At 54.2% G+C, this 19,348-nt stretch carries 11 protein-coding genes; 4 read left to right on the plus strand and 7 right to left on the minus strand.

The window, feature by feature from the left end:
* Positions 1 to 194 precede the first annotated feature (194 nt).
* The 3 genes from proA (at position 195) to AC5DDB_RS20855 (ending at position 6,436) form a co-directional block, all read left to right on the plus strand.
* Complete coding sequence (gene proA, locus AC5DDB_RS20845) at positions 195 to 6,008, plus strand: anti-phage protein ProA (RefSeq protein WP_491741694.1); 5,814 nt, start codon at positions 195 to 197, stop codon at positions 6,006 to 6,008.
* 97 nt (positions 6,009 to 6,105) lie between these two features.
* Positions 6,106 to 6,249, plus strand: coding sequence for a hypothetical protein (locus AC5DDB_RS20850; protein WP_491741695.1), 144 nt, complete (start codon positions 6,106 to 6,108; stop codon positions 6,247 to 6,249).
* A gap of 49 nt (positions 6,250 to 6,298) precedes the next feature.
* Positions 6,299 to 6,436, plus strand: coding sequence for a hypothetical protein (locus AC5DDB_RS20855; RefSeq protein WP_491741696.1), 138 nt, complete (start codon positions 6,299 to 6,301; stop codon positions 6,434 to 6,436).
* 6 nt (positions 6,437 to 6,442) lie between these two features.
* Here AC5DDB_RS20855 and AC5DDB_RS20860 read toward each other — a convergent pair whose 3' ends face one another.
* Together AC5DDB_RS20860 and AC5DDB_RS20865 are read right to left on the minus strand one after the other, a co-directional pair.
* Positions 6,443 to 8,086 carry a hypothetical protein gene (locus AC5DDB_RS20860; RefSeq protein WP_491741697.1) on the minus strand — a complete coding sequence of 548 codons (1,644 nt, stop codon included), beginning with the start codon at positions 8,084 to 8,086 and terminating at the stop codon, positions 6,443 to 6,445.
* Positions 8,087 to 8,161: 75 nt separating this feature from the next.
* Positions 8,162 to 9,460 carry a sialidase family protein gene (locus AC5DDB_RS20865; RefSeq protein ID WP_491741698.1) on the minus strand — a complete coding sequence of 433 codons (1,299 nt, stop codon included), beginning with the start codon at positions 9,458 to 9,460 and terminating at the stop codon, positions 8,162 to 8,164.
* Positions 9,461 to 9,765: 305 nt separating this feature from the next.
* On the opposite strand from AC5DDB_RS20865, the gene AC5DDB_RS20870 reads away from it, so the two are divergent.
* Positions 9,766 to 11,601, plus strand: coding sequence for an exo-alpha-sialidase (locus AC5DDB_RS20870; protein WP_491741699.1), 1,836 nt, complete (start codon positions 9,766 to 9,768; stop codon positions 11,599 to 11,601).
* Positions 11,602 to 12,064: 463 nt separating this feature from the next.
* Here AC5DDB_RS20870 and AC5DDB_RS20875 read toward each other — a convergent pair whose 3' ends face one another.
* The 5 genes from AC5DDB_RS20875 to AC5DDB_RS20895 form a co-directional block, all read right to left on the minus strand.
* On the minus strand, positions 12,065 to 13,726 hold the full coding sequence (locus tag AC5DDB_RS20875) for a LamG-like jellyroll fold domain-containing protein (protein WP_491741700.1): 1,662 nt from the start codon (positions 13,724 to 13,726) through the stop codon (positions 12,065 to 12,067).
* Between the two features lie 300 nt (positions 13,727 to 14,026).
* Positions 14,027 to 15,586, minus strand: coding sequence for a hypothetical protein (locus tag AC5DDB_RS20880; RefSeq protein WP_491741701.1), 1,560 nt, complete (start codon positions 15,584 to 15,586; stop codon positions 14,027 to 14,029).
* Positions 15,583 to 16,557: a serine/threonine-protein kinase gene (locus AC5DDB_RS20885; protein WP_491741702.1), complete on the minus strand. Its 975-nt coding sequence runs from the start codon at positions 16,555 to 16,557 to the stop codon at positions 15,583 to 15,585. Before AC5DDB_RS20885 ends, AC5DDB_RS20880 begins: the two co-directional genes overlap by 4 nt.
* 82 nt (positions 16,558 to 16,639) lie before the next feature.
* Entirely contained in the window at positions 16,640 to 18,616 is a 1,977-nt protein-coding gene (locus AC5DDB_RS20890) for a hypothetical protein (protein ID WP_491741703.1), read from the minus strand.
* A gap of 87 nt (positions 18,617 to 18,703) precedes the next feature.
* Positions 18,704 to 19,321: a sigma-70 family RNA polymerase sigma factor gene (locus tag AC5DDB_RS20895; RefSeq protein WP_491741704.1), complete on the minus strand. Its 618-nt coding sequence runs from the start codon at positions 19,319 to 19,321 to the stop codon at positions 18,704 to 18,706.
* Positions 19,322 to 19,348 lie beyond the last annotated feature (27 nt).

Raw genomic sequence — 19,348 nt, forward strand, 5'->3', positions numbered from 1 at the left:
AGACACGTTCGCCCTCCGAAGGTTCACAACGGACACGCGTATTCGTTGCTGCCGAAACAATCCTCTGTCATTCTGTCCATTTTTCTCTGCGGCAATGTGTTCAAAAGAGCAACCGATCGTTTTATGGTAAATTTGCCGGGCGCATGCCAACATTCCATTGATGATGACGAATTACGTTATGAGGCCAACTAACGATGACCTTGGATCGAACGACCGGATTTTCGATCGATGCCGATTTGACAGATTGCATCAACTACGCGTCCTGGCAGAATTCGGTTCCGCTACTGCGTTCGATTGAACTGAGAAATGAGTCGTCTCAAGACATTCAGTCTTCAGATTCTTTCGGCGAGTTGAGTCTTCAATTGACAACTAGTCCAGCGTTCACTCGTCCTAAACAATGGATGATTCAGCGTCTGGCTGCGAATGGTCAGCTCACTCTTCGTGATCGCAATGTGCAGCTTGATGCGGATTATTTGAATGGCTTGAATGAAGCGGAACGCGGCAATGTCAAATTGCTATTGCGACGGGGCGATGCAATTCTTGCCGAAGTCGTGCATGACATTCGCATTCTAGCACGAGACGAATGGGGCGGTCTCGGGTCGATGAGTGAACTCTTGGCCGCATTTGTGATGCCGAATGATCCGGCACTAGCTCCCCTTCTCAAATCGGCGAGTTCGATTTTGGGAAGACACGGACATTCGTCGGCTTTGGATGGATACCAAAGCAATGATCCGCGACGGGTTTATCTTCTCGCGGCTGCCATGTGGTCGGCTGTCGCCGAGCGATCATTGACCTATGCAAACCCGCCGAGCAGTTTCGAACAGAACGGTCAGAAGGTCCGTCGTCCGTCCACGGTACTAGCCGATGGCCTCGCCACATGTCTTGACAGCACGCTTCTGTTCGCCGCCGCAATAGAGGCGATCGGCCTCAACAGCGTAGTTGTCATGACCGAAGGACACTGCTTTGTCGGTGTTTGGCTTGTCGAGCGGACTTTCAATCGCTTGATCGAACAGGACTGCAGCGAGGTTCGCAAGGCGATCGCCGCCGAGGAGTTGATCACGTTTGAAACGACATTCGTGACGCACGATCCTCCAGCGCGTTTCGAGGACGCTATTCAGACCGCCAAACACGCAACCCGCGAGGCAAATGAATCGCAGTTTTTAGCAACGATCGACATTAAACGGGCGCGAATGGCTCAAATTCGTCCGTTGGCATCTCACGAGAAACAAGTGCGATCCGACGTCGAACCAATCGAAACGTCGGGGCCACTCCCCTTACCTGCCGCTCCCGACCTGGGAAGTCTGTCGATGGACATCTCGGAGGTGGCACCGAGTACGCCGGACGGTCGAATCGAGCGTTGGCAACGGAAGCTGCTCGATCTGTCGTTGCGAAATCGATTGCTGAATTTCAAGTTGAACAAGCAATCGGTCCCGCTCGTGTGCCCCGACATTTCGCGGTTGGAAGATCGGCTCGTCGATGGAGCGAAATTGCGGATGATTTCCATGAGCGATCACAATCCGATCGGCGACCGAGACACGGAACTCCATCGGCAAAGGACCAATCAAGAACTCGATATCGAGTTTGCCAAACAAGCACTCGCACGCGATGAAATCGCTTGCGACCTTGCGGGCGACGAACTCGCAAAACGGCTGACGACCTTGTATCGCAATGTCCGCAACGATTTGGCGGAAGGTGGATCAAACACTTTGTACTTGGCGGTTGGCTTTCTGAAATGGAAACAGAAACCCGACGACACGAAATCATATCGAGCACCATTATTGCTCGTGCCGGTGAAGCTCATTCGCAAAAGTGCGTTATCGCCGTTTCATCTAGTCCAGCACGAAGATGAAACCCGGTTCAACGCGACCCTAATCCAACTCCTCAAGAAAGATTTTGATCGGGATTTGTCTTGGTTCGAAGGCGATCTTCCAAGCGACGAGAGTGGTGTCGATGTCCCTTTGATTCTGAGCCGCGTGCGGGCCGAAGTTCGAGACATTCCTGGGTTTGAAGTCGTCGATGAATCCGTCTTGGGAACTTTTTCCTTCGCTAAATACCTCATGTGGAAAGACTTGGTCGACCGGATTGATCAACTAGAACAGAACCGAGTGGTCCGACATTTGATTCGCGATCCTGAGGAACCATTCGACACGGGAGCGGGAACGATTCCGCGTCCGCAAGAGGTCGACCAACGGTACGAGCCGCAAGAAATTTACCACCCGCTTCCGGCTGATTCGTCCCAACTGGCGGCGGTAATGGCTGCTTCGGAAGGTCAAGACTTCGTCTTAATCGGTCCGCCGGGAACCGGAAAAAGCCAAACTATCGCGAATATCATTTCGCAGTGTCTCGCTGTCGGCAAGTCTGTGTTATTTGTAGCGGAGAAGACGGCGGCGTTAGATGTGGTGCATCGCCGACTCAAAGAGCATGGCCTGGGCGATTGCTGTTTAGAACTCCATAGCAGCAAGGCAGAACGCCGTAAGTTTCTCGATCAAATGAAGGCATCGTGGATCAATAATCGGCAGGCCAAACCAAACGAATGGTTGTCGATCAATGAACGACTTAAGATTCGACGTGACGAATTGAATGCCTATGTTTCGGCAGTCCACACTCAACACGCGAACGGCTGGACGGTCTATGAGGCGATGGGCGAATGTGTCAAAGGTCGCAACATCCAGACGCCAAAGTTCGATTGGGCGGAGACCCTCGAACATGATGCCGACGCTTATCGGAATCTGACGACAACTATTGATGAACTCGCTCTGACGTACTCAGCGCTCGATACGGATGTGTCGCTCCCTTCTGTGAACACAACACGATGGTCAGCGAGTTGGGAAGCAAAACTGCTGACCGAATGCGATCAACTAGAGTCGGCGGCAGTCAGGTTTCAGCAGGCGTTGAATTCGTTCTCGAAGGCCGTCGGCTTACCGGAGATGAAGGATTGCTCGTCTGCTGAGTTGGACAATCTCGAGCAATTCGCGAATGCTCTCATCGAGGATATCGGCGAAGATATGCGAATCATCTTCCATAAGCAATTTCCGAAACTCCCAACTGCCGTGAACGAACTGGCGGCGTCGATCAAAGCGTATCGGGAAGCCCATGAACGAGCTTCAGCGAACTACGATGAATCGCTGGAATCCATACCGATTGACGAGATTGATGCACAATGGCGGAACGCGGTCGCGTCGTTCTGGCCGATGTCATGGTTCGCCCGCCGAAAAGTCACACGATTACTGCAAAGTTATGCAACAAGCGGGCAGGCCAACCCCGCCGGCGACATTTCCGCCATCCGCCAGATTCGTCAGCATTCCGAGTCCATCGAGAAAAGCCCGTTGGCCGAAATTGGTAGACAATGGAATGCCCATGCAACCGATGTAAAAGCGCTTCGGCAACACCTCGACAAAGCGAGCAAACTTCGGCAAGCCATTCGATCTGTCGGCCAGTCAACGGAAAATACGAATACGGTCTCTAAAACGATTTATCCGATCATCGCGGGCCAGGCGGTTGACTCGCCGATTGTCCAGGCAACTCGGGAATTCCTGGCGGCGACGGCGTCGTTCTCCCAATCGGTGAAGTCCTTCCGCACGGTTTCCGGTAGCACACCTATTTCGCGCGAGTCTTCGGAAATCGCGACTGCCACGATCGAAGCCGCCCAATCGATCAAAAATCATCGTACGCAATTAAAACTGTGGACCGCATGGTGTGACGTCAAAAGCCGAGCAAAGGCCGTCGGGCTGAATTCATTCCGCAGAGGACTGGAACGTCAAGAGATTGCACCAGGTGATCTGGCAGCTGCGTTTCGTGTCGCCTACGCCCGTTGGTGGGTCACGAAAGCCATCGATCGCTCTCCAGTGCTGCAATCCTTTCAACGATTCAAGCATGAAGATGCCATTCAAGATTTCCGAAAGCTCGATGATCTGGCCCGTGCAACCGCGGCATCGCAAGCTTTGCGAACGGTTGCTCATATACTCCCCTTGCCAGATGGAGTTTCACGCAAATCAGAATTAGGCCTGTTGCGTCACCAAATGAATTTGAAACGGCCGAGCAAATCGATTCGGGAAGTCATTTCGAGTATGCCGACCACCTTCGGAAAGCTGGCACCGTGCTTGCTGATGTCTCCGCTGTCCATTGCTCAATATCTTCCGGCTGACCAAGCGATTTTTGATGTCGTTGTTTTCGATGAAGCGTCACAAATTACCACTTGGGATGCCATCGGCGCCATCGCGCGTGGTCAGCAAACCATCATTGTTGGAGACCCAAAACAACTACCGCCGACGAACTTCTTTGGTCGGGTGGACGACGACGAAACGAACGACGAATTAGAAGACCACGAGAAAGACTTAGAGAGTATTCTCGATGAAGCGACGGCATCTGGCCTGCCAACGCTCTTGTTGAATTGGCATTATCGCAGCCGACATGAGTCACTGATCGCATTCTCGAATTATAACTACTACGGAAACAAACTCGTCACCTTTCCCGCCGCCGAATCAGTCGACCGAGGCGTGTCGTTTTGTCATCAACCCGATGCCATCTACGACCGGGGAAAGAGCCGTACGAATCGCCAGGAAGCCGAAGCAATTGTGCGTGATGCCGTCGCACGAATGAAACGCAACCTGGAACTTCCCGAGGAAGACCGATTAACTTTTGGAGTCATCACCTTTAATTCTCAGCAACAGACGCTACTTCAAGACTTGTTCGATCAAGCTCAACGCGAGCAGCCCGAACTTGATTGGTATTTCGCCGATGAGCGAATTGAACCGATGGTGGTCAAGAATTTGGAGAACGTGCAAGGCGACGAACGTGATGTCATGTTCTTCTCGATTACCTTCGGTCGAGACGGAACCGGTCGCCCCATTCCGTTGACATTCGGAGCACTCAACCGAATCGGCGGCGAACGGCGTTTGAATGTGGCTGTGACTCGGGCTCGTCAAGAGCTGCTAGTGTATTCATCGTTCACAGCGGACCAGCTTAACACCGAGCGGTCGCAAGCGCGTGGTGTGCGCGATCTCAAGGCGTTCTTGAACTACGCCGAAAAAGGTCCGAGTGCCATTCTGTCACGTGCGGAAGAAAGTGCCGGCGGTATGGAATCGCCGTTTGAGGAGGCTGTTGCCGAGTCATTAACATCATATGGATGGCAAGTCGTGCCGCAGGTAGGTGTGTCGGGGTTTCGCGTTGATTTAGGAATTCGTCATCCTGACAAACCCGGTGCGTATCTCGCCGGTGTCGAGTGCGATGGAGCAACCTATCATCGATCGGCTGTGGCCCGCGATCGTGACAAGACCCGTCAGCAAGTGCTTGAGAATCTCGGTTGGAACATCTTGCGAGTTTGGTCAACGGACTGGTGGTACGATCCCACCAACGCCATTGAACGACTTCACAACTCTCTGAATGAACTATTGACCAACCAACGTAGAATCGAAGAAGAAGCCGCCACAGTCAATGATCGACTACAAACTAGCGGCGTTGATGTCGATGAATTCACAGAGTCGATTCCGCAAAGTGATGAATCGAAATTATACTTTCAACGACTATCCTTACCCGATCTGAGTCATGCCCAGGATCAATTCTTTGATGCGAGTTATGATGAAACGCTGAGACAGATGGCCCGATCAATGATTGATCAGGAAGCGCCGATTCGCGACGACGTTTTGGCCAAACATATTTCACGAGCGCACGGTTTTGCCCGGACGGGAGCGCGGATTCGTGATCGAATACTAGACCTACTAGCTGACGTAGTGGCGACAGAGGAATCGACCGGAAGATTCCTTTGGTCTTGCAAGACACCACCACCGGTCGTCGAATATCGTCATGCACATCCTGACGACGAAAAACGCAGCATTGACGAAATTTCGATTTCGGAGTTGATTGGTCTTTTAGAGTCGGCCCCCGAACTCGCAACCGAGAATGATCCAGCGATTGCAATGGCCAGAACAATCGGATTCGCCCGTCTCTCGCAATCCTCGCGTCAACGACTTGATGAGGCAATCACAGCATTCTTAAAAACGAGGGACTAACTCTATTTGCGGCAGACTATAATCATGCGATCTTATTCGCTTTTCACTAGAATCTTTTCTCGGACCAAATTTCCGCGCGTAGGACTTTAGTTGCAACATGCTGCTCAAGCTCAATACACAGAACATCGTTAATACGCCTGATGTAACTTTCACCATGAACATCGCTGATGAGGAAGCGAGTGTCAGTAGTGCCGCACGCGTGCAAACTAATACGAAAGTCGAATTGCTAGGCGTTCGTTAACGCCTAATTCCAACGTTGAGACTGCCACTCCATCCACACAGATACGACTATGAAAGTCTTTGTCATTGCGAATTACGACGGCGGTTTGGCAAACATGCAGTATCTGGCCGAAGACTCGTCGATTTCATCGTTGTTCACGAGGACAATTTCACGCGTTGAGGCGGATGACTTTTTGATTCGTCTCTAATCGTGGTCAATCGCCTTCGATGCTCTTTAATGCACGTTGACAGGCGGAGCGAAACATGTCGTCCTCGTGAGCCCATTCGTCGACTCTCCCAGCCTCGACGAGCCGCAGGTCCGAGTCGATCATCTGCCGTAGCTTCGGCACAGCCGCGAACGCCTGCGGGCCTATCTCAGTGAGACAGTCGAGCACGATGAAACCTGCTGGGCGGCAGCGTAGTTCTTCCAGTAGCGTCGGCAACACAAGTTCTGGATCGGCTGCGATCCGCCATAACGCCCAGGCGGCAGCGGTCCGGAGCCATTGGTCATTGCGATCGAGTAACGGGCGAAGAAGAGTTGTCGCTTCCTGAGCCGCGTTCGCTTGCAGCCCGAGGGATAAGATGGCGGTTCGTAGCTCGCGCCGGTGAGGCTTTTCCTGACGCAAAACTTGCACCGCCTTCTTCAACGAAAGAGGGCTTTTCGGCAAATCGAGCCAACGATCCGATTCATAACGTGCCCGTCGCTGCTGGATCGTATCGAGAAGGTCCTGCACCGTTTTCTGGATCGCACCTGAAGTCGTTCTTTGAAGCGTCTGGAGCGGCTCGATGACTGCCTCGCCGACGCAGCCAATGAGGCGAGCTAGTTTCCTCCGAAACTTAGCGTTGGACGAGACGATTTTCTCAACCAAATGGGGAGCCAGAGCGGTAGCATGGGAGCGGCGATGTCGGCATAAATCTTCGATCACTCCGAGTGCGTCGTCTTGATACACCGGTTGTTCAAGGCCTTCGATTAGCCAGTCGCATTGACGTAATGGATCGGCGGTCAGGGCCATAGCCACAGCAGCTATCGAGAGCGGTTGGTTGTCCCATGGCAACGTCTGAAAAGCCTTGCGGGATTCGTCCATTGTTTGCCGCACGACAGCCAGGCCCTCCTCGTATGTGGGCGAGCCGCCCGCCTGCATCCATAGCAAAGTCGCCGTGAACCTGACCAGTGACGGTTCTGTGGTATCACGCATTCGCTCAGCATACAACGCTGACTGTTCGGACGTCGGTGAGGCCTCGATTCCTTCGGCTGCGAACGGAGCGCAACGTGTTGCAATTGCGTTCAGACCTTGCAGCAAACTCGCCCGAACCGCAGCATCTGGCTCGATCTTCAGTCGATCTTGTAGAGCCTTGGTCACTTCGTCGCGGCGTTCGACGCAGATCGCCAGGGTGACCGGTGCATTGATGCGAACAGTTGTGTTCGAATCAGAAAGTAGCCGGATATAGGTCGGTGTTCCTTGGACCACGGCATCGTGAGCGGTTTGGACCCACAACAGTTCCTCGCTCAGCTGGGTAGCAAACTCGGGGGTGTTCCTTTCAGTTCGGTACCAGTCGAACGACCCATGAACGTCGAGGTAGGAGTTGCCGGTCCCGAGCGCCTGCAACAGTTGGAGGATTCCCTCCTTCTGCTGCACATGTGGCTCTGCGAGCAATTCGATCAGAAATGGCACTGCATAAACACTGGCCTCGTAGACCGTTCCCTGATGCCAGATGTTGCCGAATAGTCCATACATGGCCCGTTCTCGAACGGCTTGGTCCGCGGACGCGAGCGCACGAATCAAATCCGGCACATCGTTGGCTTCTCCGTACGCATGACCAAGCTTCCCCCAGTCAATCTCATGCAGTGATTCCAACAAGACACTGTCCTCTCTAAAGACAGCAGGTTGCCAAGACTCGGTTCTCATGAGTCAAACGATTGGTCTATCACAAGATCATTGACGGCTTACCGGAACCATCCGGTTCGGTCGGCTCCAGCGGATTCGCCCCAGCAATAAATCGCCTCGGGCACCCTGTCGCGGCAGCCACTCTCCTACCGTGACCCACGATTCCTGAGGGCTGACATTGGTAACGTGAAAGTTGCCCATCAATGCCACTTCATCGGGTTTCTGATTGCCATCGCCTATGAGTGGCAAAACCACCTTTTCGGTGTCACGCATCAAACACAGCCTTTCGGGATCGACGCGTGCGACCCACAGGGGACTTCGCCAGCGAATCACATTCGTGTTCGACGAGTCTCTTCGCGTATAGACCAGGTATAGACCATCGGAATGTGTGAGCCAATGTTGTTGCGTGGTCGACATCGCGATCGGCGTGCCATCGTCCCAGGCCCAGGCTGTTTTACGCTCGTAGCGAAGGCCATCGTCACTGACCGCCACATATCCATGACCGTCTTCCGCTCGTATGGTGATCAAAAACTTGTCGCGGTGGTAGGTGACTGATGGCTCTAACAGGCCTCGGCCGACAGGGTTTTTCAGCGGCGGACCGACTTCGAGGATTTTGAGTTCTTCGCCGTCGAAGGCACAGCGGACCCCAGCGACCTCCCGATTGTTGGCGGTTGGGCCGAATGTGAACGACATCATGATGTCCCCATTGGGTAGAACGACCCGTTGGCCACAGTTATTCGTGTAGATGTTCGCTCCACGCGGATCATCCCATTTGAGGATTTTCCGCTCCGACCAAGAGCCGTCTTTCCGCCGCACGGCGTACACCGGGTAGCGGGCCAGTTGATCGCCACGGGCAAACCTTGGTCCGCGGTAGAAGACGACATGTCCTAAAGCCAATACGGTGCCGGTCTGCGTATGAAATTGTGGAACGACATCGCACACACCGGCCATCAATCCCGGATGTCCATCGACCGGTTCCCGAGCCAATGCGGGAATGACCTCTGGTTCGCTCCAGGTCTTCCCGCCATCCGGGGATTCGCTCCAATGCACAGGCCCGAAGTAATCCGAACCACCGATTTCCTGAAGCGTCATCAGCACGGTGGTTTTTCCCTCGGCATCCGGCACCATACAAGCTCGCGGGTGAAACCATGTGGTTCCTTGGCCGTCACGGTTTCGACGAAGAGTGATTTTCTCGATCTCCTGGATCAGTGGATTATCACGTGTCGTCGTTTCGTTACTGCTGGGTTTGCCGGATTTGCCATCGTCGGCAACAGCCGTGACCGAGCAGCACAACATCCCGAACGTCCAGCAGGACAGAATGGTGAGAGATCGAAGTAGTAAGTTCATTGGGATCCTGTCGTCATTCGTTTGATGGAAGTCGAGGGACTCAAATACTCGTATAATAGCCGGCAAAGTCTTTTCTCGCGCGTTGCCTCTGCAATTAGCAGAATCCGAAACCCGTTTCTGACTCACGACGAGTCTATCGTCATCCGACGAATCGTGTGATCGACGTCACAGTGAACGAACAGCAATCCCTCGTTTTTGAACGCAATGTACTACTACATTTACGAACGGGTGAAACAACACTGCCATTTCGATATGGTGAGGGCCAAATCATTGCTTATTGAAAACGATTGCAAACGAGGCGTTCTATGATCTCGATCTCCTGTCGTGTTGGTTTGGTGCTCCTTGTGGTGTTTGGGGTGGGTTCGAACGTCCATGCCGGGTTGCCATTGATGGGCGTTCGGCAAATCGTGGCCCATCGCGGTTCGAGTATCGATCGTCCGGAGTGCACGCTGTCAGCGATTCGCAGAGCGATTGAAGCAAACGCGACAGCGGTCGAAGTCGATGTTCGCAGCACGCGAGATGGGCATTTGATGATCCTGCATGATGCCACACTCGACCGCACGACAAACGGTAAGGGAGCATTGAATGCACACACATTCGCTGAGGTGCGACGGTTAGACGCCGGGAGTTGGTTCGACCCCGAGTTTGCCGATGAGCGTGTGCCGACGTTGCAGGAAACACTGATTGTCTGTCGCGACAAGATCGACATCTTGTTGGACCTCAAGGAGCAGGGAACCGATTTTGCAAAGGCCGTCGCTTCTGAGGTCAAACAGCACGGCAGGCCAGATCGGACAATAGTCGGCGTTCGTAACGTCGAACAGGCTCGGCTGTTTCGGGAGTTGCTCCCCGATTCACGGCAACTCGGTTTGATACCGAAGCCAGTGGCGATCGAGGCATTTGCGGAAGCTGGAGTCGAGACGATCCGCCTGTGGTCACATTGGCTGGCAAGTGATCGTACGCTCGTCGAACGGGTACTGAAAACCGGTGCCGACTTGCACTTGAATGGCACAACGGGCACTCGCGAGGAAGTACTTCCTTTGCTGGAACATTCTCCAGAATCGCTTTCGAGTGACAATCCGAGTCAGCTTCTCTCAACTCTTGCAGCACTCCAATCAAATCGCGATGCAACAGACGATCATGTGCAGGTGATATGGAGTGGCGAAAGTCCAAACAAGCTTGTTTGTGATACGACTCTCCGAGCGATGCCCGATGGCTCATGGGTGATGATCATGCTGGGCGGCGGAGACCGTGAGCCATTGCCGGCCAATCGGATTTTTCTCACTCGGAGTATGGATCAAGGACGAACATGGACCACTATGCAGCCAATTGATTTCGGTGTGAAGTCGAAAGACGCCGATCGTGCATTGGTTCCTACGGAGCTCATGGTCCACAAAGATCGCTGTACCATTTTCTTCTCCACACACGACGGACGCTTCGGCGATTGGAAAACGTGGATGAGTCACAGCAGTGACTCCTGCCGGACATGGGGACCGCTGGAACCAGCCCCCGGTCGACTCGCTAACCGGACTTTCATCCGCAACACAGTCGTCACCAGCGATGGGCGGTTGGTCTTGCCATTTCAGCACTATGTCGACGGCCCAGGACCACGGAACCCGCGCAACGGTGTGATGATCAGCGAGGACGATGGCAAGTCCTGGAGCATTCACGGTTGGATTCGTCTTAGCCCTGACGACAACTATCGCGGTTGGGCAGAATCGAATGTCGTCGAACTGGCGGACGGAACGTTGTCGATGTTGATCCGGGCAGATCATCTGGGAGGAGTGTTGTATCGGGCCGATTCGAAAGACGGCGGGAAAACATGGTCGCGGGCAGCCAAGACAGACATTCCCAATCCCGGTTCAAAGGCCACATTGTACGGGCTGGGCGGTGACACAGTCGCGATCCTGCACAACCCGAATCCGAAGCAGCGCAATCCACTCTCCCTATGGATCAGTTTCGACGGAATGCGTTCGTGGCCTTACCGTCGCGATCTCGTTACGTGGCCCGGACGTTTGAACTACCCGGACGGTTTTGTGGATCGGAAACGTGGCGATTTGAACTTCGCGTTCGATGATAACCGGTATCGTGCAGTCTACGTCCGCGCCAAGTTACCAACCGTCGCTCGTCATGAATCCCGGTGATCACAGCGTCAAATTTGCTACTTGCGACGGTAGTGAAAACAACCTGCTCAGACACGAATTTTGGCCGTCAAATTTCATTTGTTCGCCCTGGCATCGACATACTGCAGTCGAAGGTCGTGTTAGATCGCGAAACCGGTTGTCCATCGGTTATTTGATATCATTGCGACTGCTGCGTTCATGGTGCTTTGCCTCACTAAGGTAAATAGTGATTCAAAGCACACTGCGAAAGCAAAGGGGATTCACCATTCTCGGTCAAAGCGAACAACGATTTCCGTTCCACTGAATTGAGCCGCTGAGCAGATAACGGCCAGAACAGGAAAAAGACATCAAACGGCACAATGCGCTTTTGCGGTTTTGGCGTCTACAGTTTCCCTGAAGACAGATGCAATGAATCCTGAACGAAATCGATTCTGACCGCCTTCAACATCTGCATGCTTCTGAGATCCTAAAAGACTAAAATTCACTAATTGCTAAACGATAGACGCTGAATCTCTTGAGACGGTAATGCTCGGTCGTAAATCCGTACGTCCTTCATCCGTCCGTTGAAGTAGTCGTGCTGACCGAAGCCAATCTTGAGCGGCATGCCTGGTGTGAGGTTGTAAGCTGCCGGTTCGAAGTTTTTGCTTTCGGCGACTTTGACCCCGTCAACAAACAGTTGGAGTTGGCTGCCTGTTCGGACGGCGGCTAGGTGTCGCCAGCCCGCTTTGAGATGTTTGTCGTAGCTAACGGCTTTCCCGGCCTCTAGCGAATACACATGCCCCGAGGGAAGGACGCCGCAATAGAGTCGGCCGTCGTACACCGCCATCGACCATGCACGGCGGTAGCGGACGTCTGGTGTTTGGTCGAGTCGGCCGGTGTCGGTCCAGTTTCCTTGTCCGTCGTAACGATAGACATTAGCGAACGGCAGTGTCCCCGCATAGAACTTGCCATTGTAGACCGAAACGGCCATGACTTCTTTCTCTTCGCCGAGGCGTCCGGTATGCACCCAATTTTTTGCACCTTCATGTCGATACACAGAGCCCGTCGGCCAAGTGCCAACATGCAGTTTTCCTTCGTAGACCATCATCGAGTAGACCTGACTCGTATCAGGGACCGGTCCCAACGCTTCCCAATCCGTGCCACCCTGATATCGAAAGAAGCCTCCCGCGTCGTAGCTCAATCCGTAAAGTCCACCGTTATGCACGCCGAGATGAGTGATTCGAAAATCAGGGCATCCACAGTCGTGCCAATTCCCAATCCCATCAAACCGATACATGCCACGAGTTCGGGGCGTATCACGCCACGCCCCGGTGGTGCCAGTGCCTGCGTAGAGTTTCCCCTTGAAGACCGCGAGTCCGCTGATACTGCGAACGTCGGCCACTTTGCCACAGTTCGTCCACTTCGTTCCGCCTTCATAGCGGTAGACAGTGCCTCCGTGATTGGTATTCGGCGAAAGCGGCAGCGATGAACCGCCCCCACTATAGAGTTCCGAGCCGACATACAGTTTCCCGTTAAAAACCGCCATGGCTTTGATGCAATTCGCAGGATCAGGAGCACCGCAGTCGATCCATTTTTGTTTTCCCGCATAACGATAAACATGACCCTGCTCACCTTCACCTGGCTCCCAGGTCGAGCAATACAGGTCGCCGTCAAAAACAACTAACGAATTGACCAAAAGATTGTTCCCTGGACGACCGCAGTCGACCCAATTGGTACCGCCTTGGGCAGCGTCGATGCCAAAGAACACGTTCCGCCAATTCGACTGCGCACATGTAACGCCGGCGTAGTTCATCACACTGAAATTGAATCCGGTCCTCGTCTGCGGATCGTACCAGCTCATCACATCGCCAATCGCATCATCCAGTTCCTGGTCGGTATGAATCCAGGTCGAAATCGTGAATGGCTTGTCGCCTAACTGCGGTACACGATCGGCAGGAACCTCCAGCCAAGCATCGACACCATTGAAAAGACCGCCCTCAGTCTCATCAAACGAGACCCCATGATTGACAGCATGACGTCCTCCGTCCGATGTGTCCTTCACATCCTTAGTCAACTTCCAATGAGCAACCGGACCCTCCGCACCAACGACAAGTGAAGCAGGCGTAAGAATCAACAGAAGTAGACACGCAACTTGCTGAGAGTTCATGACAAAAGACTTTTTTGAGATGCGGGCAAACGTGACAAGCAAACGCAATTCGCAACCAACAGCCGAAATTTCGTCGTGTACGGATAAGTGGTGTTTGATGCGAGTGTAGACGCTCGCCAGTAGTGAATCAACTGGAGCAGTTCGTTGAGAGCAAAGTCGTTTTGCAGATACGGGGCGTATCAGTAGTCTTCTGATGAAAATTCTGATTCAGAAGACATAAAGCCGAGAAGTCTTACATTGCAAAACAAAAGAGCTGGAACTCGCCCACATCTGCAGTCAGGCAACGCAGTTGGCATCGGCTCAACGATTGGCAGCAGGACGATCCGAGAAACGACGGAGGATGTCCTTCACCTCTTGAATGAAAGGGTGTTGCGCGGCATCTTGCGGAATTCTCGCGAGGTCTTGGTGGGCGGTTTCAATCGCCAACTGTGCGGCTTTGTGCTGCCCCTGATCTTGTAAGAGTTCCGCTTCTGTCCGGTAGAGTAACGCCCGCCAGCCAAGAAACGAGACACTGTTGGGTTGGCTCTCAAGCAACGAGGATTGAACGGCAATCGCCTGCAGCAAATAATCGAGCGCCTCCTGGGGCTTTCTCTGGCGACGGGAAATCGCGGAGAGTTTGTGGCAAAGATGAATTTCCGCCATCGCAAACGCGGGAGTCTCGGGAAGCCGAGAGCGAAGGGGACGCAAGACCGTCAAGGCTTCATGGAACTGCGTCTCTGCGTGAATGAGTTGTGCGGGAGACAACTTCTGCCGACGGAGATCAAATCGCTCCAAAGCTTTCACGAGTTCAAACCGCACGGCAATCTCGTCCGGGGCCGCCTTGAGATAGTTTCTCAGCAAATCGATCGCTTCCTCAAAATACGGTCTGTTCGACGTCTCGGTATCTTCGAAGCGAGACTTTGCCAGCAGACTTCGGGCCAGAAGAATTGTTCCGCCTGTCTTGTATTCAGGAAACTGGGAGAGTTCGGTGAGAATCACGATGGCTTTTTCGATGTAGTTCCTTTGCTGCTGTCTAATTTCTTCTGTGGGAGTGTGGTTTCTTCGTCTTTGAGGTGGGAGGTCACTCAGCAAGACGCATGCCCGCGCGAACTCCAGTTGGGCCGCATGATGATCCGGGATAAACGGTTCGCTAACCTTGAGGGCTTGGAGATGAGCTTCATCCGCCTCCCCGAAACGGTACTCCACCGAGAGCAGAATCCCGAGTTCGTTGAAGAGTCTCGCCAACCGAATGTTCTCCTCGAATTCCGGCAACGCGGCTGAGTCTTGTTGGTCGAGAAGTAATTTCAGACTCTCCTGGAGGGTGGCGATCGCGTGGTTGGTCCGTCCCAACTGATTTTGGATCCGAGCGAGCTGAATGGAGGCATCGACTCGCTGAAAGACAATGTCGGGACGAGTGGGAACCTGTTGCGCGAGGCGTTCATACAACGGTTGAATTTGCTCGAGAACTCGGGCGGCGAACGGAGACGGTGGATGACTCAGCTCCGGCAACGGGGCCTCGTTGCCAGGAATTTCCACATCGAGCGAACGCTCGGGAGACAGCGACACCGCCTCGACCACTTCAGCCAGCGTGTCCAACGCGAGATCCACGGTTCCTTCGGATTGCTCCAAAGCCGCGACTGCTCGTTTGTTGGCGTCTGATGTCGTCAGGTACGCAGCGAGTGACACAACAGTTGTGATCAGTAAGGCACACGCTGTTGTCCCAACGGCCCATGCCAACCGTGGGTTCCGTTTCGCGGCACACACGATTCGTTGTGAAAGCGTGGCACGTCGGGCCAAGATGGGTTCATGGGCCAGAAATCTGGCGAGATCGTCTCGAAGTTCCGCCGCCGTCTGATAACGCAGGGAAGCATCAGGGTTCATCGCCTTGAGAATGATCGTCTCCAGATCGAGCGGGACATCCGCACGGTGCGAACGTAGCGACTGTGGGGGGGATTCATCATGATCCCGATCAACTGCTCTGAATCGGCCGCCTCGAAAGCTGGCGTTCCCGCGACGGCCTCGAACAACGTCAGTCCCAGACTGTAAATATCGGACCGAACGTCTGACTGTCCAAGGAATCGTTCAGGAGCCAGATACCGCAAACTTCCACTCAACACATGGGTTCTGCTGGCGTCTTCGCTTGCGATTTTGGCCAAACCAAAATCGGAAATCCGAGCGGTTCCACTCGAATCCATGAGAATGTTTCCGGGTTTCACATCTCGATGGAGAACTCCTTTTTGATGGGCATACGCTAACGCATCGGCGATTTCGACGCCCAATCGCGCCGTCTCGTGAAATGACAACGGCCCCTGAGTCGGGATTTTTCGGTCAAGTGAAACACCCTCCACAAGTTGCATGACCAAGTAATGAGTGCCGTCGACCTCACCCGTGCCGAAAACGGGCACGATGTGGGAGTGATGCATCGACGCCGCCATCCGAGCTTCGCGACCGAAACGAGCCAGCGATTGATCGTCCAGCAATGTGTGCCGTGGGATCACCTTGATGGCTACGGAGCGTCCTAGAGATTCCTGACGCGCTTCGTAAACCACCCCCATTCCGCCCCGACCGATCTCCCGTTGAATCGTAAAATCGCCCAACCGCTGAAACTCATGACCGGCCAGAGTTGCCTGTCCGATGCCCGTCTGCCGATCGTGTTTGACTTTTTCGAGAGAGAGAATCAGCGGAAACATCTGCCGAATCCGCTGGCTGAGATCGGGGTGACGGCGGGTATATTCCTCGATCGTGGGATGATCACCCTCTCGGTATCGAGCCAGAAAGTCGCTACCGAGAAGGTCCACCTTTTCGTGGTCTTCAAAACTGTCGGAAGCATTCGTGAGGAGCGTTTGATCCATGGTTTATTCATCCGACACGTTTCAACCTTGATCGAAAACCGACCCCGAGGTGGGTGTTTGATCGATCTACCAATGTTTCTAGTTAATTCCTTGGAGGACGGCTGGAACCGGGGCGGACGGGGGCGTTTTTCACTTCCGGTTCGGAACCGTCCGGTCGGAGTTTGTTGCGGCGAAATTCGGCTGCCAGCAGCAGACGTTCGGACTCGTCCAGTTTCCCGTTTTTGTCTTGGTCCGCCTTCTGGAAAGCCGCCTGCATGTGATCCGGCAACTCCTCCCGGCTGAGGAAGCTATCCTTGTTCTCATCCAATTCTATCAACTGAGCCGCAAAGGAAGCGTCTTCCTGAGCGGGGTTTCTGCCGCCAGGACTTCCGCCTCCTGGCGGTCCCGGTCGTCCTTGTCCCATGCGACCTGGGCCTTGTCCCGGTCGCCCCTGTCCCGGTTGCCCCTGTCCTGGCCGACCCTGTCCCGACTGCCCAAAGCGACCTTGGCCCCGTCTGGGTTGACCGGGCCGGGCATTTCGATTTCCGCCAGGGAAATGACTTCGCCCATTCACCAAGCCTGCGGTTCGATCCTGTTCGAGCCAGACAGTGAATTCCTGCGTGACGGCCTTGCACCAACCCTTTTCCTTGTTGCACGCGAAATATTGAATCTCGACTTGAATCGGTTCGCCAGCTTGCCAGTTCCGCACGTCGAGCAGGAACTCACGCGGTTCGGTGTCCGAATCCACGTCCAGCTTTTCGGCTGCGGCCATTGCCGGTGTTACGGTGACGCCCTCCGCGGTGACTCGGTATTTGGGAGGGGAAGCCAGATTGTTCCAGGCGGCCCCCAGAATCGGATCCTGTCGGAAGCCGAGGTACAACGTTCCGCTGCCGGTTCGCAGCAGTTCCTGATCGGCCTCCGGACGCAGTTTGGCGTAGCGATTGGATGCTTCGAAGTCCGTTGACTTGAGAGCGTCGACCACGAGTTCTTCCCCACCGGCGGCGACCTTCAGCGGCACGGCGACTCCCTCGAGAGTCTTCCGCTCCACGAGCATGTCGGCGGGGGACGTTCGTTGCGATCGAAACGTGGGTAGGTTCAGCTCGGCAACGGTCGTGACTTTTCGGGACGGACCGACGAGTTTTTCCAGAGATTCCCGCAAGCTGGAACCCCGACCCCAGGAATCTCGATGAACGATTCTGCCTTCACTGTCGAACACGAACTGGGAATTCGGCGTCATCTCGAAAAACGCCTTCATTTCGTTGTCCATCGTGTCCGTCAGCCAGGGGATGGTCGTCTTCAACAAGTCTTTGGCATGATCCACCTGGGAGAACCGTTCCTGAATCGATGTGGGCTGCACGTAGCCCCAGTTTTCCGGGTGAGTCAACGATTGAAACAGGAAGTAGAACTGCACGCCCTTGTCGCGATAGTCTGCGGCCACCGCTTCGATTTCCGGATACGAATTGCGGTATTCGGGGCAAGTCAGGCAACCGCCCACGACCACGGTATACTTGGCTTTGAAAATGCTGTTCGCTGGTACGAGTTTGCGCTCGGTATTGTAAAGCTGCAACGACTCCGGCAACGTGGAGCCAATCGGGAATTTCTCGAGGAAGGCCGTGTCACGTTGACGAACTCGGTCACGAGGTCGGGCTCCCTGACCACCGCGTTGCCCGCCCTGACCGACGCGATCTTCTTCTGGCCGATCTGGTTCGGGTCGACCTTGTCCCGGTGGGCGTTGTCCCCGTTGACCTTGCCCGGAAGATCCCGGTCGCATGTTTCCTGGTGACATGGCCCGGAATTCCTCGACAGTCAGTTTTCCGTCGGAATTTCGATCCAGTTTGCGTAGGGATTTTGCGGCCCGATCAATTTCCTCCGCTGAGAGTTCCCCATCTTCGTTGAGATCGAAAATTCTCATCATCGGTGGAGTTTGCCCCTGCGGACCGGCGCCCGGACCACGCCGACCCGGTCCGGCACCTTGACCGGGTTGATTGTTGGGACGACCCGGAGGTTGGGCGTCGGCGGTGGTCTGCAACATACAAGTTCCCGCCACCACGATGACCAGTTGATAAACGAGCCGTTTCATCATTTCTCCCTGAGTAGGGGTTTGGAAAAGTTCCGACTTGATGACTCACTAAACCCGCTGGTTTTCCATGGTCTACAACCAAATTCATCAATTCGAGGGATTTTCCAAGGATTCGATACGCTCAAGGATCGTTCGGAGTCGTTCGAGAGCCCGCATGTATCGAATACTCGCCGCCTTCGGTGTGATGCCCAACTCCTGAGCGACTTCCTGATTGGTCAGTTCTTCGAAATGCCGCAGGGCAACAATTTCGCGATCCAGGTCGGTCATAGCGTCTAGTGATTCTCGCACCTGCACAATGAGTTCATCCCGGGCAACGGCTTGGCTGGGTGAAGTCAGGTGAGCCACGAATCGCTGAGACAAACAAATCGAAGTGTGACCCGCCGTGGATGTGGGGCCGGATTCTCGGCTGACCGAACGTGACTCGGTTCCCAGATGCTGCCGGTGAATGTCGCTGAGGACCTGTGCCGTGATCAAACGCAGCCAAAGAAACAGCGACGGAAAGTCCCCGTCGAGATAATGCGACAGCCGTTTCTCGGCAGCCAAATAGACCTCTTGCACGACATCGTCGGTGTCCACCCGGCCTCGGATTCGATCATTGAGCCGAAAATGAATCGTCTGCCACAACCGGGGTTGGTGAATCAAAAACAGTTCCCCAAACCGCTGCGTGTTTCCGGCTCTCAACTCATGTTCTAACTCGCTGCTCATCGCAAAATGTTAGCCGACCTGTCAGGG

Source organism: Thalassoroseus sp. (genome assembly GCF_984380535.1).

What these genes read in the sequence shown, in the direction of transcription:
- AC5DDB_RS20850 (WP_491741695.1), top strand. Translation starts at nt 6,106, where the DNA reads ATGCTGCTCAAGCTCAATACACAGAACATCGTTAATACGCCTGATGTA.
- AC5DDB_RS20890 (WP_491741703.1), bottom strand. Translation starts at nt 18,616, where the DNA reads ATGAAACGGCTCGTTTATCAACTGGTCATCGTGGTGGCGGGAACTTGT.
- AC5DDB_RS20855 (WP_491741696.1), top strand. Translation starts at nt 6,299, where the DNA reads ATGAAAGTCTTTGTCATTGCGAATTACGACGGCGGTTTGGCAAACATG.
- proA (WP_491741694.1), top strand. Translation starts at nt 195, where the DNA reads ATGACCTTGGATCGAACGACCGGATTTTCGATCGATGCCGATTTGACA.
- AC5DDB_RS20865 (WP_491741698.1), bottom strand. Translation starts at nt 9,460, where the DNA reads ATGAACTTACTACTTCGATCTCTCACCATTCTGTCCTGCTGGACGTTC.
- AC5DDB_RS20875 (WP_491741700.1), bottom strand. Translation starts at nt 13,726, where the DNA reads ATGAACTCTCAGCAAGTTGCGTGTCTACTTCTGTTGATTCTTACGCCT.
- AC5DDB_RS20870 (WP_491741699.1), top strand. Translation starts at nt 9,766, where the DNA reads ATGATCTCGATCTCCTGTCGTGTTGGTTTGGTGCTCCTTGTGGTGTTT.
- AC5DDB_RS20895 (WP_491741704.1), bottom strand. Translation starts at nt 19,321, where the DNA reads ATGAGCAGCGAGTTAGAACATGAGTTGAGAGCCGGAAACACGCAGCGG.
- AC5DDB_RS20885 (WP_491741702.1), bottom strand. Translation starts at nt 16,557, where the DNA reads ATGGATCAAACGCTCCTCACGAATGCTTCCGACAGTTTTGAAGACCAC.
- AC5DDB_RS20880 (WP_491741701.1), bottom strand. Translation starts at nt 15,586, where the DNA reads ATGAACCCTGATGCTTCCCTGCGTTATCAGACGGCGGCGGAACTTCGA.